We start from the raw sequence: 20299 nt of genomic DNA, 5'->3' as shown, positions 1-20299 counted from the left end.
CTATCTCCCCCCCGGGCTGGTTGGGCGGGTCCCCCCCCCCCCCCCTCCTCCCCCCCCCCCCCCACCCCCGCCCCCCCCCCCCCCCCCCCCCCCCCCCCCCCCCCCCCCCCCCCCCCCCCCCCCCCCCCAGGGGGGTGTTCAAGCTGGACATAGCTCAGCCAGCACCCGCTTCTTCGCCAACGGCAACTTCTACACACCCGACGGCAAGGCGCGCTTCATCCCGATCCGTCCAGTTCCGCAAACCCGCACGAACGAAAAATTCCCGCTGGTGCTCAATACCGGGCGGGTTCGCGACCACTGGCACACCATGACGCGGACGGGAAAAAGCCAGCGGCTGTCGCAGCACCTGGCCGAGCCGTTCGCCGAAATCTACCCGGCGGACGCGCAGCACTTCGGCATCGGCGATGCCGATATCGTCCGTGTCTCAACCGAGCATGGCGAGGTGCTGCTTCGTGCGCTGGTGACGGCGCGGCAGCGGCCAGGCTCGGTCTTCGTGCCGATGCATTGGACGGACCAGTTTTCCGCGCGGGCTCGTGTCGATGCGCTGGTGGCGCCCATCACCGATCCGATTTCAGGACAGCCGGCCTCGAAGAATGTTGCCGCCAGGGTGGAACGCTTCGCTGCCGTCGCGTTCGGCTTCGCAGTGCTTGCCGAACGGCCAGCCTCGATCGACGCCGACTATTGGAGCCTCGCCCGCTGCGCCGCCGGCTGGCGTCTCGAGCTTGCGCTGGAAGCCGACCGGGACTGGCCGGGTTTCGCGGCCTCGCTTTTCGGGGCGGACGCGCCAGGCGAGACGCTCGCCTATCATGATGTCGCCGGCGGGCACTATCGCTTCGCCCGCTTTGCCGGCAGCCGGCTGACTGGCGCGCTCTATCTTGCGCCCAGGCCGGTCGCGGTGTCGCGCGGCTGGGCGGTCGAGCAGTTGAGCGCGGACCATGCCGATCGGCGCGGGCGACTGGCGATCGTGGCGGGGCGGCCGGGCGGCAACAGCGTCGATCGCGGCGCCATCGTCTGCTCCTGTTTCGGGGTCGGCGCCAATCAGATCGCCGAAGCGGTGCGCGGAGGCTGCGTAAGCGTCGAAGCGATCGGCGCCACCTTGCATGCCGGCACCAATTGCGGCTCCTGCCGCGCCGAGATCAGGACCATCATCGAGGCGCGGCGCCTTCACGCGGCGGAGTGAGGGCGTCCAAAGCGCGTCGCGATGCTTACCAGCAATTTACAAACGGTGGGCTACCAACGTCCTTATTCGATTCGTTCCGAGCAGGACTATTATGAGCAAAGCCCTCACTTCATTCGCATTGGTGGCCATATTGACGGCTTTGCTGATGGCTCTCAGCCTGGCAGTGGCCAGGCATGGCTATCCCTTTGGTGCGATCGGCGCAGAACGCCTGGACGACGTCGCCGATGCCGGGACGTTTATCCCACTCGCGGGCGTGTACTTCTTCAGCGCGTTGCTGATGATGATCCTGCCGATCAGGGTCGCCGGCATCGTCCTGACACATGCTGCGGATGCGATCTTCTGGACAGTCATCGTGTTGTTCGCGGCCATCATTGGCGGCCTCGCCGCCAGATGGGCTTTCGATCGAAGCAATGTCCTGCCGGCACTGCTGAATTGGCGGTTCCTGTTTGTCGTGGCCGTCGTCGGCTGCCATCTCTTCATGAACGAGCTGCGCCGCAATATCCTGCTGAGAAGCCTGTTCTTTGTCGTCTTCGCCGCAGCGACGCTCGCCTGCCTGTTCTGGTCGTTCACCATCTGAGAAACCTCGCAGCCGCTGGGCCTGACGGCTCAGTTCTTGTCGACCGGCTTCGAGCGCATGCGCGAAACGGTCTCGCGTTCGGCCCGCTTCGAACGCATTGGCGGCAGGCCGCGGTCGATCAGGTCCATGTCTTCCAGCACCATGTCGCCCATGCGCTTGAAAGCGATGTCGAGCGCGCCGGCCCGGTGGGCGGAGCGCAGGAAGCCGGGCAGCGTGCGGACAGGATGGTCCTGCGCCAGCGGCTCTTGCGGAAACACATCGCTGGCGGCGACGATGTGGCCGCTGCGAACTGCATCCATCAGCGCCGGAAAATCGACCACGCCGGCACGGCTGAGCAGGATGAAGGCGGCTCCTTTGCGCATCCTGGCAAAGGCCTCAGTGCCGAGAAAACCCTGGTTTTCGCTGGTCACCGAAGCGACGACGAAGACGAAATCGCTACTCGACAAAACCGTGTCGAGGGAAGCCGGCTCGACGCCGTTCTCGATCAGGATCGAGGGCGGCAGCCACGGATCGAAGACCTTGGTCCGCGTGCGAAAGCCCGACAGCAGCCGGTTGAGCGCACGGCCGAGATCGCCGAAGCCGATGATACCGACATCCGCGCCGGAGAGAAGCCGCGCCGTCCGGTTACCCTCGCCGCCCCACAGCTCCTTGCCCTGACGAAACGCAAGATCGGCGTCGACGATGTCGCGGGCGAGGTTGAGCGCCATGGCAAGACCGAGCTCGGCCACCGGCTCGGCAAACACCATGCCGGTGGTGACGACATGGATGCCGCGCGAAAACAGCGTTTCATACGGCATGTTGTTGATGAGGTTGCTCTCGACATTGAAGACACAGCGCAGCGCCCTCATCCTTTCCAGCGACTCCGGCGCGATCGGCGGCTGGCCGACGATGTAGCGCGCTTCGGCGAGCACATCGTGTGGCAGGGCCGCGACGCCTTCTGGCGACGTTTCGACGATACGGTATCTGGCGCGGAATCTCGCCAGTGCCTCGGGCGTGAAAATCAGGTCGAGCGTGCGTGGCTCGGGCGCACTGATCACCAGCGGCAACGCGCTGTCGGACATGGCAGCCTCCTCCTGGCGCGATCCGCGTCGCGCCGCACTAGAATCATGGTTTACCACCTCGACACCCAAGCAGGCTTGCCGGGCTTCGCCTGCCGGGTTTGTGTTTGTCGCAGGTTTTTATCGGAAAACATCGAACACTTTTCCGAAACCTGCTTAGCACATGCCTGTCGAGGAGCAGAACTTTGCCGCTGGCGGCCTTGCGGTGTGGCGGCTGGTGGTCCAGATAGACGGCAATCGAAGGACAAGGAAGACAGCGACATGATCCCGTTTCGAAAGAACCTCATCGATGGCGAGTGGGTGGGCGATGCCGGCTCCCGCAACATCAACCCTTCCAATCTCGACGACGTGGTCGGCGAATATGCGTCGGGCGACGCCGAGCAGGCGCGGCAGGCCATCGCGGCGGCGAAAGCGGCATTTCCTGCGTGGTCCCGATCGGGCTTGCTGGCACGCCATGCGGTGCTGAGGAAGGCGTCGGACGAGATCACCGCGCGGAAAGATGAAATCGGCCGGGCGTTGGCGCGCGAGGAGGGCAAGACGCTGGTCGAGGGAATTGGCGAAACCGTGCGGGCCGCCCAGATTTTCGATTTCTTTGCTGGTGAGACGCTGCGCCTGTCGGGCGAGCTGGTTCCAAGCGTGCGGCCCGGCGTCGGTGTCGAGATCACACGCGAAGCGGTCGGCGTCGTCGGCATCATCACACCCTGGAATTTCCCGATCGCCATCCCGGCGTGGAAAATCGCTCCTGCCCTGGCCTACGGCAACACCATCGTCTTCAAGCCGGCCGAGCTGGTTCCGGAGAGCGCCTGGACCATTGTCGACATATTGCACCGTGCGGGCCTGCCTAAGGGTGTGCTCAATCTCGTCATGGGCAAGGGTTCGGTAGTCGGCCAGGCCATGCTCGACAGCCCTGACCTCAATGCCATCACCTTCACCGGCTCGGTCGGCACCGGCAAGCGCGTGGCTGCCGCCAGCGTCGAGCACATGCGCAAGTACCAGCTCGAAATGGGCGGCAAGAACCCGCTCGTCGTGCTCGACGATGCAGACCTAGCCGTCGCGGTCGACTGCGCGATCAATGGCGCATATTTCTCGACCGGCCAGCGCTGCACGGCGTCGTCCCGCCTGGTCGTGACGGACGGCATCCATGACCGCTTCGTCGATGCGATGAAAGATCGCCTCGCCAAGCTGGTCGTCGGCGACGCCCTCGAGGCGAAAACCCAGATCGGACCCGTCGTCGACCAGAGCCAGATGAAACAGGACGAAGACTATATCGCCATCGGCCGCCAGGAAGGCGCCGATCTCGCCTTCGGCGGCGAGCGGCTCGATCGCGAAACCCGCGGCTTCTACCTGCAACCGGCGCTATTCACGCAAGCCACCAACGCCATGCGCATTTCACGCGAGGAGATTTTTGGGCCGGTCGCCAACGTCATCCGCGTCAAGGACTATGACGAGGCGCTGGCGGTAGCGAACGACACGCCGTTCGGGCTGACGTCGGGCATCTGCACCTCGAGCCTCAAGCACGCCACGCATTTCAAGCGCAACTCGGAGGCCGGCATGGTGATGGTCAATCTGCCGACGGCGGGCGTTGACTTCCACGTGCCTTTCGGCGGACGCAAGGGATCGAGCTACGGCCCGCGCGAGCAAGGCCGCTACGCAGCGGAATTCTACACTACGGTAAAGACCGCCTACACGTTCGCCGGCTAAGTAAATCAAGCCAGACGAAATCGAACGGCCTTCCCAGCAGCGCGAGTTGCCGGGAAGGCGAACGTCTTCGTGGCCGAAACGACAGCGACCACTGGGCGCTAATGCATGTCGCGCACATGCATGAAACAGCAACCTAAAGCGCGTCGCAGGAGGCCGGTCAAACGCGGCGCGTTTTAGCCGTCATTCAGCAGGGGTCCTTGCGAGGAGGGCTCGCCGGCTGCGACAGCCAGCCGCCGGAGAACCCGGCCTTGCACAGGCCGCGACGGATATGCGGGCTCGACCGCATCAGCTCCCAGATCAGCCGCGAGCGGTGGTTTTCAATCATCAGCACGACGATGCCTTGGTCCAGTCCATAGTGCGCATCCGATATCCAGCCGCTCGGCCCGAACTTCCGCCGGTTCGCCAGCGTCGGGTTGAAGCCGCTCGGCATCCTGAAACCGTCGACCACCTCAGGGTGGCGTTCTCTGAGGTGGCGCAGCGCAGGCAGGCAGATTTCCGGTGCGAAGGGCAGCGATGCGAGATACGACCACGGCGCAATCGTTCCGTCATCGGGGCCGAACGGTGCGCCACGCGCTGCATAGCCGGAAAATTTGCGCGGCCGCCGCTCGATTCGCGCGCGGAATTTGCCGGGTCCGTCACCCGCCGAAAGTCCCCAAAGTGCTTCGCCGTAGCCGTCATAGCCAGAGGGGTTGTGCCGCGCATAGTCCCGGTGAAGGTAGGTCGCGCGGCGGCTGTTTTCGAAATAGTCCGAGTTCTTGTCCCGCATGAACGCATCCCGGATGCCATCGAAGTCAATCCATGCATGCGAGAATTGGTGCATGAACAGCGGGCCGCCGTAGAGCACGTCGTGGCCGTAGATGTTTTCCCACTGATATGTCGCCGTCCAGCCGGCATAGCTGTCGTCCGAGGCGGGTTTGTCGGGGGCGGCCATTGCCAGGACGTAAAGGATCGTCGCTTCGGTGTAGCCTTCCCAGCCATAACGCAGAAAACCGCTCTTCGGCTTCCAGCCCTGTCGCAAGGTCGGTCTGCTGCCTTGACTCCATCGCCAGTCGACGCGTCGGTAGAGCATTTCCGACAGCTCGCGGATTTCGGTTTCGTCGTCAGTGTCGCCTGTGAAATAGGCGCCAGCCGTGAGCACGCCGGCCATGAGCAGCGCCGTGTCAACCACCGACAACTCGCATCGCCAGGCGCGCAGGCCGGTCCGCATGTCGAGGAAATGGTAGTAAAAGCCTTTGTGGCCGGTGACGTCGTCGCCATCGCCTTGCCGGCTGTTCCAGAAGAAACGCAGTGCGGCAAGCGTCAGCTTCACGGCTGCGTCTCGTGCTATCCAGCCGCGCTCGATCCCGACCGGATAGCAGGACAGGGCGAAGCCGACGACTGCGATGCTTGCCGGCCAATTTGGCCGCGACGTGTCGGCAACCAGTCCGTTTTCCGCATTCACGGTTTCCAGAAAATAGCCGAAGGCGGCGCGCTGGAAGCGGTCGAGCAGTTCTTCGTCGGACTGTGGAGGTTCGACCCTAAGCAAACGACGTAAACTCCAGTCCGGCGTCCCAGGTTGCAAATCGTTCCAGTTGCTTCAATAGGTCGCCCGGCCGCCGGAAACGTCGAAAACGGCAGCCGTCGTAAAGGAACATTCCTCGGAAGCGATCCACGAGATCAGCGCCGCCACCTCCTCGACCTCGCCAAACCGCGCCATTGGTATTTTCGACAGCATGAAATCGATGTGCTGCTGGCTCATCTGCTGGAAGATCGCGGTGCGCACCGCTGCCGGCGTGACGCAGTTCACCGTCACCTTGGTCTTGGCCAGTTCCTTGCCCAGCGACTTGGTCAGGCCGATCACCGCCGCCTTGGAGGTGCTGTAGGCAGAGGCATTCGGGTTTCCCTCCTTGCCGGCGATCGAAGCGATGTTGACGATCCTGCCGTAATTGCGCTCGAGCATGTGCGGAACCAGCGCCTTGTTGCAGTAGAAGACGCCGTTGATGTTGATGTCGATGACCCGGTGCCAATCCTCCACCGAATAGTCCCAGGTCGTCATGTTCGGTCCGGTGATGGCCGCGCTGGTGACCAGGATATCGACCGCGCCAAGGGCTTCGATCGTCTGCCGGGCGGCCTGTGCGACCGCTACAGGATCGGCGACGTCGACGGTCACGCCGTGCAAGTCGGCGATGACAGCCTTGGCCTGCTCGATCTGGGTGGAGTTGCGATCCCAGACGCAAACGCGCCCGCCCTCTTCAACGATTCGTTGCGCGACGGCCAGCCCGATGCCTGAGGCGCCACCGGTGACCACGGCCGATCGTCCGGCAAACCGTCCCGCAAAACTCATTGGCATATGGTCTCCCTCATTTGCCCGCCCCGACGGGCGCTGGCGACACCGCCGGCGGCGAATGTGAAGTCAACAGCGGAGAAGTTCAAGCCGGGGACTGGAGCCTCGAACAGGTTCATGGTGGGCCAGGAGCAGGCGGTTGAGAGCCGCTCTTGGCTGTTTCCTCTCCATAAGATACTGAGCTGCGGTCGCGGCGAGGCGCCGGGCCCGTCCGAGCGACTCCCATGGGCGCCGTTCAAACGTTCTTGATCGACCTCCAATGGCTCAGCCGCTCCGCGATCAACTCCACTCGTCGCTGGTTGTCGCGCCCGTCCAGGATGCTCAAGTCCTCCGGTTCGGCGCGCAAGTAGACGCCTGAGGTGCGCGCGTTCAGTTTTGGCTGCGTGTCGGCGCGTGTGGTAAAGTACCCGGACGCGCGATCGGCGGACTCCAGCCGGATCTCCCCCGTCCCGTACAACTGCGACGCGTTCGCATCCAAGGGCCGTTCTCCATTCCAAAAGTAGAAGATGCCGGCAGGCTCCTTTCTCTCCTTTACCGCCTCGCTCCAGTATCTGGCGGACAGACTGCCATTCTCTTGCCATGAGCGGCCGGCCAACTCCAACGCGCCATCGCGGTCTCGCGAGATACGCAGGAGGCTCACGGCGGACGGTTCCTTTACGGTCCGCTCCGACAGGGAAAACTGCCACCAAAGGCCCTCTATTCGGGCGACGCGGCCTTCATTTTCAACAGCTTTTCGCAGCTTTTGGTTGACCGCTCTCATCTCCGCGGCGGTCGTCGCTTCGCCATACCTCACGGACGTCAGGCCCAGGAGATCGCTTGGAAGCTTGGAACCGTTGGCATGAAGGATAAACGTTCGGCGCATTCCAAGGACTCCGCCGAAAAGGCCGGCTTCGAAGACGACATTGTCTCGCGGAGAAGCTTGAGCGGATACAGGAGCAGATGATGCTGGCAGGCTTCCACTCGTCCAGTCGTCCTGGGCGAAGACGAAAGCGGCGAAGTCGACTTCCCGCGTAAGCTCGAGCAGGCGCCCCAGTGTGGTTGTCCCCGGATTGAAGGACGTCGTCCAGGGTTCCACATGCGCGATGTCTTCAAGACCGCGTGTCAGCGCCTGCAGCAGTTTTTTCTGCTTCCCCGACGAGCCCAGGAAGATTCGAGGTTTGTCCATCCGTTTGCTCCAACCCAGCAGATCGGGGACGACCAGCGTCTGCCTATTGTTGGTGCGGCCATCGTCTGGTTGTTCCCGAGATAGCGTACGCGGAGGGCCTCATTCATTGCAACGGATGCAACGAATGCCGGCTGCTATTTTTCGGTCCGGTGCTGAAAACAACTGCAAAAACAGTTCGCGCGGCGGTCATGCCGACCGTCTCGTTAAATGCGGCGGCGATGGCTTTTGACGGCGCCGATAGCGATGCCCCAGCCCTGCGCCGGGATGCTCGGGTTCTTGCCGCACGGCCTGTCGTGGCCTTTTACCGCCGTCTCGGGGCGCCTTATGGCTGTTTTTGCCTCATTTGGGTGACAGGCTGTGGGGGATGGGTTAATATTGCACTGCACAATCAGAGCGTTCGCGCATGGCGCGGCGGCGAATCGGCATTGAACTGCATGGACGGGAATTCGCTACCGAGATGAAGATTCCAAAATCTCTGTTGGTCGACCCGGAGAAGAGCACCGTCTACGGCGCATTTGCTGTTGCCATCTCCATTTGGGCGTTCTCCTACTCCTCGGTTTTCGGGCCGATCCTGATCCTGGCCTATTATGCGGTCTGGCTTCCCCTGATTCTGGTAGACTACCGGCGGCTGTTGCGGCATGCCTCCAGCGCGTGGCTGCCGCTGGCGTTTGCATTCTATGTCTGCCTCTCGGTGTTCTGGTCGGATGCCCCCGGTATCACGTTGAGGACGTCAATCCAGTATTGCTCCCATATCGCCTGCGCCTACATCGCCGCGCGCACCGTCAGCGTCCGGACGTTGACGATAGGCTCACTGATCGGGATTTTTGTCGTCCTGCTCTATTCGCTCAAGGTCGGGGGTTATTCCTATGATATGCTCGACGGGACGTACAATTTCGTCGGCGCATTCAGCTCCAAGAACCAGATCGGGTTTGTCGCCTCCCTTGGCATCTATTTTTGCATTGTCTTCCTGGTTTTTCTCAGGCGCGGCCGGATAAGCTTCATCCTGACGGCGCCCATCCTCGTCCTATCGGCCTATCTTCTGATCATGGCGCATTCCGCCACCTCGACGGCTTCGATACCGGCAGTTCTCGCTCTGGTGGCTCTGCTTGCCATGGCCAAAAAGCTTCCACTCCGCTACCGACGGGTGATTTTCGTGGTCGGCGCATGCGGGCTGGTCGTGGTCACCGTGGTTGCCTTTGCAGGACTTCTGGATTTCGTCCTTGGCGCCTTCGGAAAGGATTCCACGCTCACCGGACGGACCTATCTTTGGGAGCAGGGCTGGGAAGCGGCGCAGCAGGCGCCAGTCCTCGGCGTCGGCTACGCGGCCTATTGGGTGCAGGGGTTCGCCGAGGCCGAGCGGCTCTGGAACGAATTCTACATCACAACCCGAAGCGGCTTCCACTTCCACAACACCTATATCGAAGCCCTCGTCGAGCTCGGTTATGTCGGGGCGACGCTGATTTCGCTGATCATCCTGCGCACGCTATGGGGCCATATATCGGCCCTGATATTCAGGGCATGGCAAGCCGAGTCGGTGATTCTTGCCGGCGTGATGGTGCTTTTGTTCATTCGGTCCTTCGTTGAGATCGACACCTTCAATCCCTACATCACGGGTTCCTTCCTTCTGTATTACAGCTACTTCAAGCTGGTCAGGGTGCATGTCGCCCGTCCCCGATGGACCGCAGCGGACCTCGCGGAACCAGAAACCGCAGGGCGCTAAGCAAGGGCTAAAATATTACCTTGATTTTGGTGGCGCGCACAAAAACGCCGCCTGACAGCGCAAGGCCAAGCAATCATCTCATCTCACAGGCAGCAGGCGAGCCTCGCCCGAGTTGGGTTTGCTGCCTGTTGATCAGGCCCTGAGGGTCAGGAGCGCGTACCATGCGAACCGCTTCACAAAGGGAAGCGTCAAAACCACTGAATCGACAGCTTTGCCAACCGTGTAGACGGTCTCCGAGATGGTTCGCGGCATCAGCGCGCTTCCTACGGAGCACAGGCCGAAATAGTCCACCTGGACATCGCTGAAATAGCGGCGGGCCAAAGCGAAGTCCGAAATCAGCAAGGGATGTTCATCAGCGGTGCGGATGAGGGGTGTCCGCTTTCTGTAGGCATTCAGGAGCGGATTGTGTCCCATCGGCTCGTAGAAGGACGCCACGCCGTTCGGCTTCAGGACACGGACCACATCGGAAAAACACCGGTCCAGGTCCAGGTGATGGATGATCCCGCGTCCATACACCAGGTCGAACTTGTTGTCCTCGAACGACATGGCTTCCGCATTCATCGCCAGGAATGTAGCGTTCGTGCTTCCAAGCGCGCTCGCCCGTTCGTTCGCCTTGTTTACCGCTACATCCGAAATATCGATCCCCGTCAGAGATCGGCAATGATCGGGCAGGTGCAGGGAATGCAGGGACCACCCGCCATTGGAGCAACCGTACTCGAGCACGTCTGCATTTTTCGAAAGCCGTTTTATCTGCTCGTCTTGACGTTCAGCGCCATGTCGAATCGTTCGATACCACTTGTCCAGGCTTCCTCTTGGATCCTCCTCCTGACTAAACCTTAGATTGTGAAATTCTCTTTCTCGACTGACGATCTCGTCCCTTGCACTGTGCATGACGAAGTCCTCCTCGGATTTGAGTTGCAACTAAAGCACAACATCTCCTTGCGCTGTAATTACTCACGTCCCGAATTGGCGGCAGGCTGGCTTGTCGGGCAGCGAGCACAGTGTCGACGAGTTCAAGGTCGAACTCGTCGGGGTCGAACTCTTTGCCGATCGAATCTGTTCGGCTTGATCGGATCGGCCGATCGCTTGAAGGCTTACTGGCTTGCCATTGGCACCAGCTTCACCTTGATCACGTCCCCAGGCAGCACGGGTGTATCTTCGCTGGCGGCGATTTCGCTGGTCTTGCCGTCGACCATCCGGACCAGGCCAAACGACATCGTTGGCTCTTCGCCGTCGCGATAGCCTTGTAGCGCCGGGTTCCCCGACATGGCTTCGGCCATCAGGCCGGTGTGCATGTTCATCTTGAGCATTGTTTCGGCGAGATCGGCTTCTGCCTGTTGCCGGCCAGTGGCGAGGTCGGCATTCTGGGTGTTCTCCAGGTCGATGGCGTCCTGGTTGGCCTTGCTGATCGACTGCCTGGCGGTGAGGATAGCCGTTTCGTAATCCAGGATCTGTCCTTCCAGGTCGGCGATCGTTTGCTGCGAACCCAGAACCCGAGTGTTGACCACAAGGCCCTTTTGCGCCAGCGAACCGATGCCGCTGAGCTGTTCCTTTGCCAGGTCGACCTGCCGCTGCTGGTTGACGATCTTTTTCTGCAGCGAATCGATCTCGCTCTGCAGCAGCTTCTTCAAATCGTCGAGCGCCTGAAGGCGCAGTTTGAGATTCTTTTGATCGGCCGTCAGGATCGCCATCTCGTCGGCAACGATGCTTGCCAGCTTCGGATCCTCGGCCAGCTCTTTCGGCACGTCGAATGTCGGCTTGTCGGCGATCTGTGCTTCGATGCGCGCGCGCCGAACGATCAGTCGGACCCGTTGGTCCTGGAGAACGTCAAACTCGCCCTTGGCGTTGATCATGTCGCGGTCGTACCGCTGTCCTTCGGGGGCCCGCCGGACACCGCCGGCGATGCTCATCGCCCTCAGGACGGTCAGGTCGGGCACGTAGGGATACTGGCCCGGCGTCTGCACCTCCCCGGAAATGTAGAACGGCCTGTACTGCGCCATTTCGACGGAGGCTTCCGGCCGGTCCGCCAGAGCGAGCTTGCGCTGGAGCGCCTGGCTGATCGCCGCCGCGATCTCGGATGTGGTCTTGCCGGATGCCGGCATTTCGCCGACGAACGGCACCGACAATGTTCCAGACGGGCCGATCGTGTATTCTCCGTTGACGGCTGTCCAGTCGCGGAACGTGCCTTCAACGGTCTGCCATTCGGCCACGCGGATGGTCAGCTTGTCCTGGGATCCAAGCCGGTACTCGTCGGCCGCGGCGAGTTGCGGAACGGCGAGCGCCAGCGCGAGGCAGGTGGTCATAAGCCGCATCGGTCGCATGCGATTGCTAACCGTGCCGGCCCAGGAGATTTCGAAGATGTCTGTTTTCAACTGTATGTTTTCCGATTCGCTTTGGGCCGGTCCGATGAAGCTTGCTGCAGAATGCCTGGCGTCTGGACAGTCACTCCGCGCACCGGCTGCCGGCCGGTCAATAGCAGCCCCGCGACATCCAGACGGCAGGCACGGTCTTGATGATGATGCGAATGTCCTCGAACAGCGACCAGTTTTCGACATAGTGGCGATCGAACGCGACACGGCTGTCATAGGAAACGTCATTGCGGCCGCTGACCTGCCAGAGCCCGGTCAGGCCAGGGCGCGATTTCAGGTAATAGACGGCCGAACTGCCGTAGATTTCGAGCTCGTCACGCACCACCGGGCGAGGACCGACAAGGCTCATGTCACCCTGAAGGATGTTGATGATCTGCGGCAGTTCATCGAGGCTGAGCTTCCTCAGCACGGCCCCGACACGCGTGACGCGCGGATCGTTCTTGAGCTTGCGGGTAGCTATCCATTCGGCCTTGGCGTCCGGGTTGGCGGCAAGGTATGCCGCCAGCACCTGTTCGCCATTCTGCACCATAGTGCGAAACTTGAGGCACGGGAAAATCCGTCCGCCCCGCCCGATCCGCCTGTGACCGTAGAAAATCGGCCCGCCGTCGGAAAACTTGACAAGCAGCGCGACCATCACAAACAGCGGACTGAGAGCAACCAGCCCAATCAGTGAACCGGCGATATCGAAGCTGCGTTTGAGCAGGCCGCCGATTGGTGGAAAGTCGATACCGGCCTGTGGAAAATCCGCGTCGGCCGGCTTGGCTACGTCCCTCATGCATAAACTCCATACGTTGAACGGATGGTTTGCCGCACGATATCAAAAAAATGCTGCATCGCAACACACAATTCCTTGAGCGCCTGAAATAATCGCGTCATGCATTGATTAAATAATAAACCGATCCTGCGCAAATTTTGGCCTTTTATGGCGCGTTCGTGACAAATTATGGGCAACCTTGAAAAAGTTAGTGCCTTTTTGAGGCTGATTTTGGGCGTATCGCTCTTTGTGCCGCGTGGTTGAGAATTATCGTGCTGTAGCTTTTTAAAATATAAAGCGCTCCTAAAGTAAAATACTGATTAATATTGCGGCTCTTACTGACGTGAGTCGATACCGGGTGATTGGTTGTGATGCCGGGGTGTGCGTCGCAACATGGCAGAGTCGATCCCCCGAACTTATGCAAAATAATTTGCGGCTGGCCTTGCCCGCTATTGCACACCTTAATAGAGTTGCAAATTGTTTCTGTCAGAGTATGGACAGCGTGGGAAGGCCGGAAGCAACCGGCCAAAAAGCGGGTGGCCTCAACAAGCTCGCATGGCGAAGGGAGGCTCGGGGTGGTCAATCATCGATTTTTGCCCGAGCAGGTTGACGGGCTGTCGGGTATGTCGCTACCAAAATTCATTATCGGCATGATTTTCGCGCTGGCGATCGTGGTCGCCTGGTCTTATCTCAACGGCGCTTCGCTAGGCACAACGCTTCTTCGCGCCATAGCCTGCGCCATTGTCATTCAACTGGGCTACTTTCTGCTCGTTTTCGCCATGGTTGCCAGAAATACCCCGACGTCGGCTGACAAGATTCGCGACGTCGAACGAAAGCTGAGTTCGACCGAAGCGGCCGATGGCGAGAAGTTCAGTGCCAGGAGAAGCCTCCACTGACCTAACGGCAGGTAGCGTCGGCCAGGTCCCTGGCGCACTGCTCGCCCGACAGCATCCTGGGCAACCGACTTGTGATTTCCCTTCAGCCTCGGATTCCCTGGCCACCACTGCCTAAATCCTGTCGATCGACCTGGTGATCAGCGATTCGAGTGCGCTGATCACCCATCCAGAATGGGCAGGGACGGTGTGCGAAGCGGCCCGTCTATCCGCTGGCATTTCACCGCCCGTCGATTTGCGCCATGACGACCCCGAAAGGAAAGACTGGACGGAGCGAGTGATTTTAACGATGCTTCGCACTCGCAGCATAAGCGCCGGCTGACGTTTCGTACAGCCGGGCAGTCAGTGAGAACGAGAGCTGCATTGGGGAGAAAATTCGGAGCTACCTGTGCAGTCGAGAGGCGAATTGATGACAGAACCGGAAGTCTGCGTGATCATTGCCGCTCGCAACGCGGCGCGGACAATTGCGGTTGCCATCGCATCGGCCTTGCGCGAGCCGGAGGTGGCCGAAGTCGTCGTCGTCGATGACGCCTCCACTGACGATACCGCGAAAATCGTTCGAGCGGCCGACGATGGCAGCGGCAGGCTTTCCGTCATCCGGCTCGACGTCAACGGCGGTCCTTCCTTGGCCCGCAACGCCGCGATCGCCAGTTCCAAATCGCCGTTCATCAGCATTCTGGACGCCGACGATTTTTTTCTCGAGGGCAGATTTCGCGAGTTGTTCGCCAGCGCCGATTGGGATTTCGCTGCCGACAACATCATGATGATCAGGGACGATGCGGCGACCGACGTTTCGAAAATCACCGCTCCGCGGTTTTCGGCCGATCCGGAATTTCTCGATTTCGAGCGCTTCATCGAAGGCAACATCTCCAGTCGTCGTGTGCAGAGAGGTGAGTTGGGTTTTCTCAAACCGGTGATCAGCCGCGCTTTTCTGGACCGGCATGGGCTGCGCTATGACGAAAACCTGCGGCTGGGCGAAGACTATGAACTCTACGCGCGCGCAGTTGCTTGCGGGGCGCGCTTCAAGGTCATCAGGTCCTGCGGCTACGGCGCGATCGTTCGCGCGGATTCGCTGAGCGGCCAGCACAAGACGCAGGATCTCAAGCGTCTGGCCGACGCGGATCTGGCGCTGCTGGCGATCGACAGTTTGCCGGAAGGCTCCAAGGCCGTGCTCAGAAAGCACGAACGGCAGGTGCGCGACAAATATCGGTTGCGAAACTTCCTCGACGTGAAGAACGAGAGAGGGCTGACAGCGGCTGCGGCCTACGCCCTGGCCAGCCAATCCAATCTCATCCCCATCGTTCGCGGCGTGGCCGCCGACAAGCTGGATGCGCTGTTTCGCCGCGCCGGCTTTGGCTCGAAACAGCCTGTGCCGTCGCGGCGCTTTCTCATGGCCGCAACCAGCCCGGTCGGCGAGGCTTGATCTGGTCCGCCGGCGCCCCACACCGATCATGTCAACAGGTCCTTACCCTGCCTCAAAGCGATGCGAATTTCCGATTCGCCGCACTAGGTGGTTGCCTACTCGCTTTGGGAATGGCATGTATGTTGCGGTGCAGCAATTCTGATTGGCTGTTTGAATCGGCCGAAAATGTCCGCCTGTCAGAGGAGCTGGACGATGCGACAAGAACTTTTTTGGCCCGGCCGGGCACAAGGGACAGCTTAGGCCGGCTATGACAGGAAACTGAGCGCATGGCCTCGATATTTGGCTTCAGATCAAGGGATCCGGCTCGAGACAGGCAGACCGATATCTCGCGCCTTGACCGCCTGGCAAAGCTGCTTGACCAGATCGCAGCCGAGATCGAGGCGGAGAAAAACGGGCTTGAGAATCGCTACCGGACCAAGGCCACCAACGCCGCCTTCCTGGTCGAGGCGATGGAAAATGGCGCGGCCTCCTCCAGCAGATCCTCCGAGGTCAGCGAACTGACGAAGTCGATCCTGAATTACGAGCGGCGCATCGCGGCGCTCGCCCGCCAGAACGAATTGATGAAGGGTCTCCGGCATTCGCTGGATGCTATCTTCGATGAAAGCGCCCAACCTGGCTCGGCCACCAAGGCCGATTTCGCCAACCCTGCCGCCGGCGCGGGGTGAAATTTCAAAGAGCCTGGCTGGCACTGGGCAAGAAGCAGGCAACCGGGGACGCTACCGGCAGAAGGTCAAGATCAGCTCGTTTCGTCATGGTTTTGAACATCGACTTGGGTTGGGGGGGCGCACAGCACAAGGTGAGTTTGGTATGAACGCGGATTCGAAAAGCACGTCCACCCCAGCAACCGGCGACCGGCCGCTCACGCGCATGATGAGGCAAGGGAAACTGAGGCAGCTATGTTCGGGCGGAGCGTTTCTGCTGGTCGCACTCGGCAGCCTGGTTGCGGGCCCGACCCCTTCCCGTTCGCAGGACATCCCGACTGCGCCATCGTTCGTCGATGATTTCACCAGCTTCGACCGGGCGCGTTGGTACATTGCCGACGGCTGGGCGAACGGCAAGTATCAGAACTGCATCTGGTCCAAAAGACAGGTCAAGCTTTCCAATGGCATGCTGACGCTCGGTTTCGAAAAGCAGAAGGTGAAGGATCGCGACTTTGCCTGCGGCGAGGTCCAATCCAAGCAGCGCTTCGGCTATGGCACCTATGAGGCGCGGATGAAAACCGATTCGGGCTCTGGCATCAACGCCTCCTTCTTCACCTACATCGGCCCAACCGACAAGCAGCCGTGGGATGAAATCGACTTCGAGGTGCTGACCAAGGACACCTCCAAAGTGCAGGTCAACGCCTACATCGCTGGCAAGGGCAATAACGAGAAAGTGGTCGATGTAGCTGGCGGCACCGACAAGGCTTTTAACGATTACGCCTTCGTCTGGGAGAAGGACCGGCTGCGCTGGTACGTCAATGGCGAGCTGGTGAACACGATCACCGATCCGGCAAAGCTGCCCAGCCATGCGCAAAAGATATTTTTTAGCCTCTGGGGCAGCAACACGATGAAGGAATGGCTCGGGCCGTTTTCGGATCCGGGTCGCAAGCTTACCTTGCAAGTGGATCGCATCGCATTCACGGCGCTCGGCCAGCCATGCCAGTTTCCGGAATCGCTGGCATGCAGCATTAAGTAGAGACCAATCTGAACCGGCCGGGCCGAAAGCGCTCCGAAGTCTTGAACAGGAATGAAATCAAATGAATTTGACGGTCTTTGGAATCGGCTATGTCGGTCTGGTGCAGGCGGCGGTGCTTGCCGAAGTCGGCCATCAGGTATTATGCGTCGACATCGACGTGAAAAAGGTGGAGCGGCTCAATCAGGGCCTCATTCCGATTTTCGAGCCCGGGCTCGAAAACCTCGTCAAGGAGAACCATGCGGCCGGCCGCATCAAGTTCACCACCGACGCCGCGGCCGCCGTCAAGCATGGCCAGATCCAGATGATCGCTGTCGGCACGCCTCCGGGCGAGGATGGTTCGGCCGACCTCAAATATGTGCTGGCCGTTGCCGAGGCCATCGGCCGGGAGATGGATGCGCCCAAGATCGTCGTCGGCAAGTCGACCGTGCCGGTCGGCACCTGCGAAAAGATTAAGGCCAGGATCGCCGTGACGCTGAAGGCGCGGGGCCGCGAGGATCTTACTTTCGACGTCGCCTCCAATCCGGAATTCCTCAAGGAAGGCTCCGCGGTGGCCGACTGCATGAAGCCCGACCGCATTATCGTCGGCACCGGCAGCGAGGACACCGAGGCGGTGATGCGTGAGCTTTACGCCCCATTCAACCGCAACCACGAGAAGATGATCGTGATGGATGTGCGCAGCGCCGAGTTCACCAAATACGCGGCCAATTGCATGCTGGCGACCAAGATCAGCTTCATGAACGAAATGGCCAATCTGGCCGAGGAACTCGGCGCCGACATCGAGGAGGTCCGCAAGGGCATCGGCAGCGATCCGCGCATTGGCTACCACTTCATCTATCCGGGCCTCGGTTATGGCGGCTCGTGCTTCCCCAAGGATGTGCGCGCCCTGATCAAGACCGCCGAAGGCGTCAAATTCGATGCCAAGCTGCTGCGCGCCGTCGAGGAACGCAACAACGAACAGAAATCGGTCCTGTTCGATAAGGTGAACCGCTGTTTCAACGGCAATCTGAAGGGCAAGACTTTTGCGCTGTGGGGCCTGGCGTTCAAGCCCAATACCGACGACATGCGTGAGGCGCCGGCTCGGGTCTTGATGGAAGCGCTCTGGAAGGCCGGTGCCAAAGTGCAGGCTTACGATCCCGAGGCGATGCAGGAATGCCAGGCCGTCTACGGACTGCGCGAGGATCTGCTCTTGTGCGGGACCAAGGAGGCAGCGCTGCGTGGCGCCGATGCGCTCATGATCGCCACCGAGTGGAAGAATTTTAAGGCACCGTCGTTCGACGCGATCAAGGATGCGCTGTCCACGCCGATCATCTTCGACGGTCGAAACCTCTACGACCCCAAGGTCATCGCTCGCTACGGCATCGAATATCACTCGATCGGCAGGATGGCGGCGTGAGATCAGGCGGGACAGGCCGGTGGCTAGGACATCAAGGACGATCGCGAAGGCTTCGATGAACGCGCTCGTGTCAACAAGGGGTCTTCTCTGATGGTGCTGGGCATCAGGCCGGAACAGATCGCCAACGAGCATTTCGATCTTGTCGCAGTCGGTTCCGGTTTCGGTTCGGCCTTCTTCCTGCATGCGTTCGCCAAGCAGCGAAAGGCACGCATTCTGGTTCTGGAATGGGGCGGGCACAACACGCATGAATGGCAGCTCGAGCAGAACGTCAACACCGACATCGAGGACAAGACCACCTACAAGACCAACTCTGACAAGCCGTGGAATTACACCATCGGATTGGGTGGCGGAACGAATTGCTGGTTCGCCCAGACGCCGCGCTTTCACCCGAACGACTTCAGGCTGAAAAGCCTCTACGGCGTCGGTAACGACTGGCCGATCAGCTATGACGAGCTCGAGCCGTTTTACTGCGATGCAGAGGACGTCATGTCGATTTCAGGCGACCCCGACATGGCGGCGATGATGCCGCGTTCCAGGCCATTTCCCCAGCCACCGCATCACATGTCGACGCCGGACCGGATGATGAAAGCGGCGCAGCCGGACCAGCATTTTGTCATGCCGACAGCCCGCGCGCGCGTGCCGACCGCGCAACGGTCTTCTTGCTGCGCCAACTTGCGGTGCGGATTATGCCCGGTCGATGCCAAATTCACCGCCAACAATGGCCTGATGCACGTCTTCGAGCATCCCGACGTTTCGGTCTGCCTTGGCGCTGAAGTGCGCCGGCTCGACCATATCGGCGGTTCAGTCCGTTCGGTCGCATTCGTGCATGAGGGCAAGGAATATTCGGTCAGCGGCGATCTTTTCATACTGGGCGCCAATGCCATCCAGAGCCCGGCGATCATGTTGCGGTCCGGCCTGTCGGGCGAATTCGTCGGGCGCGGCCTGCACGAATCCTACGGATGGAATTTCGAAGCCTATCTCGACGGTGTCGATAATTTCGACGGAAGCACCATCACCACCGGCTTGAATTTCGGCCTTTATGACGGCGCTCACAGATCGGACCATGCTGCGGCGCTGGTCTATTTCGAAAACCGCTGGCAGCACGGGATGCGCCCTGAAAAGGGACGTGTCCGTCAGACGCTTCCCATCATCATTGTTACCGAAGACCTGCTCGACCCGGAAAATCTCGTGATTCTCGACGAGGATGAAAACGCCTTCGTCAGTTTCGCGGGAGCATCCGACTATGCGGTCAAGGGCATGGCGCGGGCAAAGCAGAAATTGGCGGCGCTTCTGGCCCCGCTGCCGGTCGAAGAGATCTTCGATCGCGGCATCCGGCGCACCGAGTCGCATGTCCAGGGCACGTTGCGGATGGGCTCGAGCCCGGCGGATTCGGTGGTCGATCGGGACATGATCCACCATCAGCTCAGGAACCTGGTTGTCGTCGGCTCGAGCACATATCCAAGCTGTTCCTGCGCCAACCCGAGCCTGACGGCGGCAGCCCTCTCCCTGCGGGCGGCGAGCCGGATAGCAGGAAAGGAAATGGCCGGATGACCAAGGTTTCGCGACGCGCGGCACTGGCCATCATGGCTGGCGGAGTTGCTTCGACCGGCATCGCCTACGCCACCGTTTCCTCGCTTTCGGACGAAGACCTGGTGCGCGTCACGCTCGAAAGATATTTCGGCAGGCTGAACATGCGCATCGAACATTTGCAGCAGTTCGTCCTGGAATTCCAGAAGCGGAACCCCTGGATATTTCCAAACACAAAGCTGGGCGATGCTGTCACTGTGCTTGAGGCGCTGAAATTGGGCGCCGCACGCCGGTTTCTGCCCGAACAGAAAAAACAGGACCTGAGGCATTTCGACCGCTGGGTCATTGCCGAGTTCCATATGCTGACCGACTACGCCCGGCGCAGTTCGCCAGCCGACCCGGTCCGGTTCACCGGATGGCAGCCGTGTACCAATCCGTTCGCCAATTTGGAGACGCAGCAGGATGCTTGAAGCGGTTCGCAAGCCAGCATCCGAAAATAAGCCGTGCGTCATTGCCCGTAAACTTGAGAATGCGACAAG

Annotated in this window: 18 protein-coding genes; 11 read left to right on the top strand and 7 right to left on the bottom strand. The window is 60.7% G+C overall.

Features of this window, described 5'->3' with window-relative positions; all coding sequences use genetic code 11:
• The coding region (locus tag AC0L2A_RS14000; RefSeq protein ID WP_473609282.1) for a molybdopterin dinucleotide binding domain-containing protein at window positions 1-1180 on the top strand (1180 nt) is incomplete at its 5' end.
• A gap of 91 nt (window positions 1181-1271) precedes the next feature.
• Complete coding sequence (locus tag AC0L2A_RS13995) at window positions 1272-1757, top strand: hypothetical protein (protein WP_023796760.1); 486 nt, start codon at window positions 1272-1274, stop codon at window positions 1755-1757.
• A 29-nt stretch (window positions 1758-1786) separates the two neighbouring features.
• Here AC0L2A_RS13995 and AC0L2A_RS13990 read toward each other — a convergent pair whose 3' ends face one another.
• Window positions 1787-2818 (bottom strand): hydroxyacid dehydrogenase, encoded by a 1032-nt coding sequence (locus tag AC0L2A_RS13990; RefSeq protein WP_473609280.1) that lies wholly within the window; start codon window positions 2816-2818, stop codon window positions 1787-1789.
• A 261-nt stretch (window positions 2819-3079) separates the two neighbouring features.
• Between AC0L2A_RS13990 and AC0L2A_RS13985 the strand changes: the two genes are divergently transcribed.
• Window positions 3080-4516: an aldehyde dehydrogenase family protein gene (locus tag AC0L2A_RS13985; protein WP_473609293.1), complete on the top strand. Its 1437-nt coding sequence runs from the start codon at window positions 3080-3082 to the stop codon at window positions 4514-4516.
• Between the two features lie 184 nt (window positions 4517-4700).
• Here AC0L2A_RS13985 and AC0L2A_RS13980 read toward each other — a convergent pair whose 3' ends face one another.
• The 3 genes from AC0L2A_RS13980 to AC0L2A_RS13970 form a co-directional block, all read right to left on the bottom strand.
• Entirely contained in the window at window positions 4701-6041 is a 1341-nt protein-coding gene (locus AC0L2A_RS13980) for a glucoamylase family protein (protein WP_473609279.1), read from the bottom strand.
• A gap of 51 nt (window positions 6042-6092) precedes the next feature.
• Complete coding sequence (locus AC0L2A_RS13975) at window positions 6093-6845, bottom strand: SDR family NAD(P)-dependent oxidoreductase (RefSeq protein WP_091592787.1); 753 nt, start codon at window positions 6843-6845, stop codon at window positions 6093-6095.
• A 229-nt stretch (window positions 6846-7074) separates the two neighbouring features.
• Entirely contained in the window at window positions 7075-8004 is a 930-nt protein-coding gene (locus AC0L2A_RS13970; protein WP_473609278.1) for a TIR domain-containing protein, read from the bottom strand.
• A 457-nt stretch (window positions 8005-8461) separates the two neighbouring features.
• Between AC0L2A_RS13970 and AC0L2A_RS13965 the strand changes: the two genes are divergently transcribed.
• Complete coding sequence (locus AC0L2A_RS13965) at window positions 8462-9724, top strand: O-antigen ligase family protein (RefSeq protein ID WP_473609277.1); 1263 nt, start codon at window positions 8462-8464, stop codon at window positions 9722-9724.
• Between the two features lie 132 nt (window positions 9725-9856).
• On the opposite strand, the gene AC0L2A_RS13960 is transcribed toward AC0L2A_RS13965, so the two are convergent.
• The 3 genes from AC0L2A_RS13960 to AC0L2A_RS13950 form a co-directional block, all read right to left on the bottom strand.
• Window positions 9857-10645, bottom strand: a complete 789-nt coding sequence (locus tag AC0L2A_RS13960; protein WP_473609276.1) for a class I SAM-dependent methyltransferase — start codon at window positions 10643-10645, stop codon at window positions 9857-9859.
• Between the two features lie 173 nt (window positions 10646-10818).
• Window positions 10819-12027: a polysaccharide biosynthesis/export family protein gene (locus AC0L2A_RS13955; protein WP_473609292.1), complete on the bottom strand. Its 1209-nt coding sequence runs from the start codon at window positions 12025-12027 to the stop codon at window positions 10819-10821.
• Window positions 12028-12193: 166 nt separating this feature from the next.
• A complete protein-coding gene (locus tag AC0L2A_RS13950) occupies window positions 12194-12868 on the bottom strand; it encodes a sugar transferase (protein WP_091592795.1) in 675 nt (224 codons plus the stop codon).
• 554 nt (window positions 12869-13422) lie between these two features.
• Between AC0L2A_RS13950 and AC0L2A_RS13945 the strand changes: the two genes are divergently transcribed.
• The 7 genes from AC0L2A_RS13945 (at window position 13423) to AC0L2A_RS13915 (ending at window position 20230) form a co-directional block, all read left to right on the top strand.
• A complete protein-coding gene (locus tag AC0L2A_RS13945; protein ID WP_473515122.1) occupies window positions 13423-13743 on the top strand; it encodes an exopolysaccharide production repressor exox in 321 nt (106 codons plus the stop codon).
• A gap of 406 nt (window positions 13744-14149) precedes the next feature.
• The gene (locus tag AC0L2A_RS13940; RefSeq protein WP_473609275.1) at window positions 14150-15163 is read left to right on the top strand and encodes a glycosyltransferase family 2 protein; all 1014 of its coding nucleotides are present in this window, start codon (window positions 14150-14152) and stop codon (window positions 15161-15163) included.
• A 266-nt stretch (window positions 15164-15429) separates the two neighbouring features.
• Window positions 15430-15828: a hypothetical protein gene (locus AC0L2A_RS13935; protein WP_091592800.1), complete on the top strand. Its 399-nt coding sequence runs from the start codon at window positions 15430-15432 to the stop codon at window positions 15826-15828.
• A gap of 142 nt (window positions 15829-15970) precedes the next feature.
• Window positions 15971-16840 (top strand): endo-1,3-1,4-beta-glycanase ExoK, encoded by an 870-nt coding sequence (gene exoK / locus AC0L2A_RS13930; RefSeq protein ID WP_473515201.1) that lies wholly within the window; start codon window positions 15971-15973, stop codon window positions 16838-16840.
• 61 nt (window positions 16841-16901) lie between these two features.
• Window positions 16902-18233 carry a UDP-glucose dehydrogenase family protein gene (locus tag AC0L2A_RS13925; protein ID WP_023796744.1) on the top strand — a complete coding sequence of 444 codons (1332 nt, stop codon included), beginning with the start codon at window positions 16902-16904 and terminating at the stop codon, window positions 18231-18233.
• 90 nt (window positions 18234-18323) lie between these two features.
• Window positions 18324-19784, top strand: coding sequence for a GMC oxidoreductase (locus AC0L2A_RS13920; RefSeq protein WP_473609273.1), 1461 nt, complete (start codon window positions 18324-18326; stop codon window positions 19782-19784).
• Window positions 19781-20230: a hypothetical protein gene (locus tag AC0L2A_RS13915; protein ID WP_023796742.1), complete on the top strand. Its 450-nt coding sequence runs from the start codon at window positions 19781-19783 to the stop codon at window positions 20228-20230. Before AC0L2A_RS13920 ends, AC0L2A_RS13915 begins: the two co-directional genes overlap by 4 nt.
• The last annotated feature ends 69 nt before the right edge of the window (window positions 20231-20299 follow it).

It is taken from the genome of Mesorhizobium sp. WSM4844 (assembly GCF_055811775.1).
Note: the sequence above shows the minus strand (reverse complement) of the source record. Positions and strands in the feature narration are given on the sequence as shown.

Bases quoted from the DNA above. Each gene is read 5' to 3' on its own strand.
- AC0L2A_RS13995 (WP_023796760.1), top strand. From the start codon at position 1,272: ATGAGCAAAGCCCTCACTTCATTCGCATTGGTGGCCATATTGACGGCT.
- AC0L2A_RS13990 (WP_473609280.1), bottom strand. From the start codon at position 2,818: ATGTCCGACAGCGCGTTGCCGCTGGTGATCAGTGCGCCCGAGCCACGC.
- AC0L2A_RS13975 (WP_091592787.1), bottom strand. From the start codon at position 6,845: ATGCCAATGAGTTTTGCGGGACGGTTTGCCGGACGATCGGCCGTGGTC.
- AC0L2A_RS13970 (WP_473609278.1), bottom strand. From the start codon at position 8,004: ATGGACAAACCTCGAATCTTCCTGGGCTCGTCGGGGAAGCAGAAAAAA.
- AC0L2A_RS13965 (WP_473609277.1), top strand. From the start codon at position 8,462: ATGAAGATTCCAAAATCTCTGTTGGTCGACCCGGAGAAGAGCACCGTC.
- AC0L2A_RS13955 (WP_473609292.1), bottom strand. From the start codon at position 12,027: ATGACCACCTGCCTCGCGCTGGCGCTCGCCGTTCCGCAACTCGCCGCG.
- AC0L2A_RS13950 (WP_091592795.1), bottom strand. From the start codon at position 12,868: ATGAGGGACGTAGCCAAGCCGGCCGACGCGGATTTTCCACAGGCCGGT.
- AC0L2A_RS13940 (WP_473609275.1), top strand. From the start codon at position 14,150: ATGACAGAACCGGAAGTCTGCGTGATCATTGCCGCTCGCAACGCGGCG.
- AC0L2A_RS13935 (WP_091592800.1), top strand. From the start codon at position 15,430: ATGGCCTCGATATTTGGCTTCAGATCAAGGGATCCGGCTCGAGACAGG.
- exoK (WP_473515201.1), top strand. From the start codon at position 15,971: ATGAACGCGGATTCGAAAAGCACGTCCACCCCAGCAACCGGCGACCGG.
- AC0L2A_RS13925 (WP_023796744.1), top strand. From the start codon at position 16,902: ATGAATTTGACGGTCTTTGGAATCGGCTATGTCGGTCTGGTGCAGGCG.
- AC0L2A_RS13920 (WP_473609273.1), top strand. From the start codon at position 18,324: ATGGTGCTGGGCATCAGGCCGGAACAGATCGCCAACGAGCATTTCGAT.
- AC0L2A_RS13915 (WP_023796742.1), top strand. From the start codon at position 19,781: ATGACCAAGGTTTCGCGACGCGCGGCACTGGCCATCATGGCTGGCGGA.